We start from the raw sequence: 3,602 nt of genomic DNA, 5'->3' as shown, positions 1-3,602 counted from the left end.
CATGTTCAACAAAACACACGCCGCAGCGTTTCTATTGATTGTTTTCTCCTCTTCGCTGGCTCTCGGTAAAGACCTCAGCTCCAACGAGTTACACGCCCAAGCCCAAGCCCTCTTCGAGGATATGGAATACGATGCGGTTATTCCGAACGCCGAAAAAGTCATCAAACACCCGCAATCAACAACCGACGAGAAACTCAATGCCTATTTGTTATTGGGGAGCTCTCTCGTCATTGTTGGCAACCAAGTCGATGCTGAGATTCCGTTTCGAAGTGTCCTGAGAATTTCACCCAATCATTCCCTGCCCGAGAGCGAGTCTCCGAAAATCTTAAGCGTGTTCAATATGGTCAAACAAGAAGAGCAAGCCATCCTCGATCAAACGCGGGCGATGGAGCTTTCCATGCTGCTCCAACAAATGTCGATTATCGGAAGCATTGGACAGAATCAGACCGGCGGAATACCGCTCGAGTTTTCATATAGAATTCGCGACCCGCGCGGAGTCGTTGACCAGTTTCAAGTGAACTATCGACGCCAAGGTGAAAAAAGCTACAGCTCACTTGCGCTTGCACAAGATGAAGATGGTGAGTGGGTCGGTGCGGTCACCGGTGAATGGACTGAAAACGAAGACGGCTTTGTGATGGAGTACCAGCTCATCACCACAGACTCCGTGGGCGAAAAACTCATTTCACTTGGAACGCTTGAAAAACCGCTTCATATCGATATGGCTCCCGGTACAGTTGCCGGTGCGGTTCCGCTCTATGAGAAAGTTTGGTTCTGGGTTCTTACTGGCGTTGCGGTGGGCACCATTGCAGCCACAAGCGGCTATTTCATTCATGAACGCTTGCAACCTCAAGATGGTGCAGCCTTACTTGAGCTGGAGTAACACTCGTGGCTGATTCCCAGCTTATTTTTGAGAAGTACCGCCTCGTCAAACGCATCGCGATTGGGGGTATGGGTGAGATCTTTCTCGCGCGTCAAAGTGATACGCTCATCGACCGGTTTATCATTCTCAAAAGCATGCTGCCCGACCTTGCAGAGGACGAAACCTTTGTCGAACAATTCCTCGGTGAAGCCAGAGTCGCAGCCACGCTCAACCACCCAAACATCGTATCTATCTACGAAGTGGGAGCCTGGGAAGGCATCTACTACATCGCTATGGAATACATTGATGGAGATGACTTAACGCGTCTCATCGGGGGAGCCCAAAAGACGCGAGAGCTTATATCACCGGTCATCGCCGCGAAAATTGTTTTAGAAGCAGCCATTGCCCTTGAACATGCTTGGCTTGCTAAAGATATCGAAGGCCGAGCCCTCAACATCGTCCACCGCGACATCAGTCCACAAAATATCATGTTGCGCCGTGATGGTGTCGTGAAGGTTGTTGATTTTGGTATTGCTCGGGCCGCAAACCTCGTGAGTCGAACCCAAACGGGCCAGGTCAAAGGTAAGCTCTCCTACATGCCCCCCGAACAACTTCTCGGCACCAAAGTGGATTGGCGTGCAGATCAGTTTTCGCTCGGGGTCGTATTTTGGGAACTTGTGACGTGCGACCGCTTAATCAAGCCTGGTACCTCTCATCTGCAACTTATCGAGGCGACGACTAAAAACCCGATGGAAGATCCTCGGAGCTGCGAGCCCTCCATTCCGGATGCAGTCGCTGAGGTCATCCTCAAAATGGGCGCCCGAGCAGCGGATGACCGTTATGAGAGCTGGAGTGAAATTAAATCGGACTTAGAGTCTTTTATCAGAACCGCCGAGCAAAACGGTCAAAGCTCAAGCATTGCTGATCTGCAGGAAAAACTTCTTGGCGAAGAGCTCAATAAAAAAGCGAAAGAAACCACCGGTTCAACCCCGCAAAACTTTATGATCAACCTTCAAACACCCGGCACTGTTCCTCTACGTGGACCTGAGCCGGACGATGATGATGAAGATGACGTTGCCACAAGGGCTCATGATATCCCTCAAACTTCGGGATCAGCTCAAAAAGATACACGAATAGATACACGTCCGGGGCCGCAGCGGGACAAGGTAACTGCACCACCAGAACGAAAACCAGAGTTAAGACCAGCACCCCCGAAAAAGAAAACACCTCTTGTCGCAATGGCTCTGGCGATTGGTTTAGTGGCGGGCCTAGCAGGCGTGCTAAGCCAACAAGCACCCAGTTTGGCTCCTACCGCTCCTCCAAAAGTTGAAGCACCGGCGCCTCAAAAAATTCCACTCGCGATTCAGGTAAACGGACCCACCGGTGCCACAGTCTCCATAGACGGTAATATTGCACCGCAAAAAGCGCCCACTGTTTTAGATAATCTAGCACATGGCGAACACCGTCTGATCCTAACCAAGGATGGCTACCCACCGATCAAGCAGACCGTCACCCTTGATGGTTCGGTCAACCCTCTTATCGTGAATCCGGCTTTACCTCCGGCCTTTGCTACTCTCGTCTTAACAAGTAGACCCACCAAAGTTGGTATTTACGAAAATGGCATTTTGATTGGTAGCACCGGTGAAACACCGCTTTCACTCACACCTGGGGTAACCCACAACTTGGTCCTGAAGAAAACCGGCTATAAATCATTCCAGCTTCCCCTGGCCCCAAAGGCCGGGCAAACCATTGAACAAAAAATTGTTCTTAAACGTTCTAAGGTTAAAACAAAGAGAAAACCTGCGGCCACACCTCAGCCGGCTACGCCTCAATCCACCCCAGCCGCGCAGCCTGAAACCATCGTCCAAACAAAAACCATCGTCATCGAAGATAAGCTTGGTTTCCTCACACTGAAAACCAAACCTTGGAGCAATGTTTTCATCGATGGCAAGCCATACGGACCCACCCCCTTCTCCAAGCGTAAGCTTAAAGCAGGGAAGCACACTATTAAGATGGACTATAAATTAGAAGATGGGACCGCCACGTCCACCACACGAACCATTACGATTGAATCAGGAAAAACCAAAAAGATTAATTGGAAACTTACGCCATGATACAGAACTTCGTTTCATCTGCTGCCTGCCGCTCCTGTCTTCCCCTACTCGCCTCCTCGCTCCTGCTTTTCGCTTGCAACCGAACGCCAGATGTCAGTTTACAAGTCGTTGACAACACTCAAGACAAACGTATCTCCGCATTACTCGGTGAAGGTGTTGAGTTTGGTTTCCTAGAGGACGACTTAGAGACCGATGGCGAAGAAGATACAGATAACTACCAGTGGGTACTTCTGCAGACAGACAGCCCCGAGACCGACCGTATCACCGTTGTTCGGCCAGGAGCGTCCAGCACTGTTCCTCACCCTGGCTACTGGGTCATCGCTCGCTCCGAAGGTGGTGAGATTCTTGGGCGCGGTTACCAACGCATCCCTTTTAGCAATTCAGAGAAAGCAGTCGCCACAGTTTATATTTTAGATTGGTGTGGGAACTCCGACAATAAGGGGAAAGTCTGTGCCACCGATGACAACGAGCGAACCATTTGTGCTCCCACCGACCCAACCGGATCTTTAGCCTGCTCTGCTTCAAGCTGCGGTGACGGCGTTTGGGATGCGAGTGGAGAGAGCCCGGAAGCCTGTGATATTTCAGATACAGACTCCTACAGCGCCATCCCCGACGGCTCATCTTGCAAT

3 protein-coding genes are annotated in these 3,602 nt (G+C 50.7%); all 3 read left to right on the top strand.

All coding sequences use genetic code 11. The features are described 5' to 3' along the window. A partial coding sequence (locus tag HOK28_01440; protein MBT6431722.1) for a hypothetical protein occupies positions 1–880 on the top strand: 880 nt, incomplete at its 5' end. Between the two features lie 5 nt (positions 881–885). After that, on the top strand, positions 886–2,973 hold the full coding sequence (locus HOK28_01435) for a protein kinase (GenBank protein ID MBT6431721.1): 2,088 nt from the start codon (positions 886–888) through the stop codon (positions 2,971–2,973). Beyond that, a partial coding sequence (locus tag HOK28_01430) for a hypothetical protein (GenBank protein ID MBT6431720.1) occupies positions 2,970–3,602 on the top strand: 633 nt, incomplete at its 3' end. The genes HOK28_01435 and HOK28_01430, both read left to right, overlap by 4 nt.

It is taken from the genome of Deltaproteobacteria bacterium, from assembly GCA_018668695.1.
Classification (GTDB): Bacteria; Myxococcota; XYA12-FULL-58-9; order XYA12-FULL-58-9; family JABJBS01; genus JABJBS01.
This window is presented reverse-complemented; position numbering and strand designations above follow the sequence as displayed.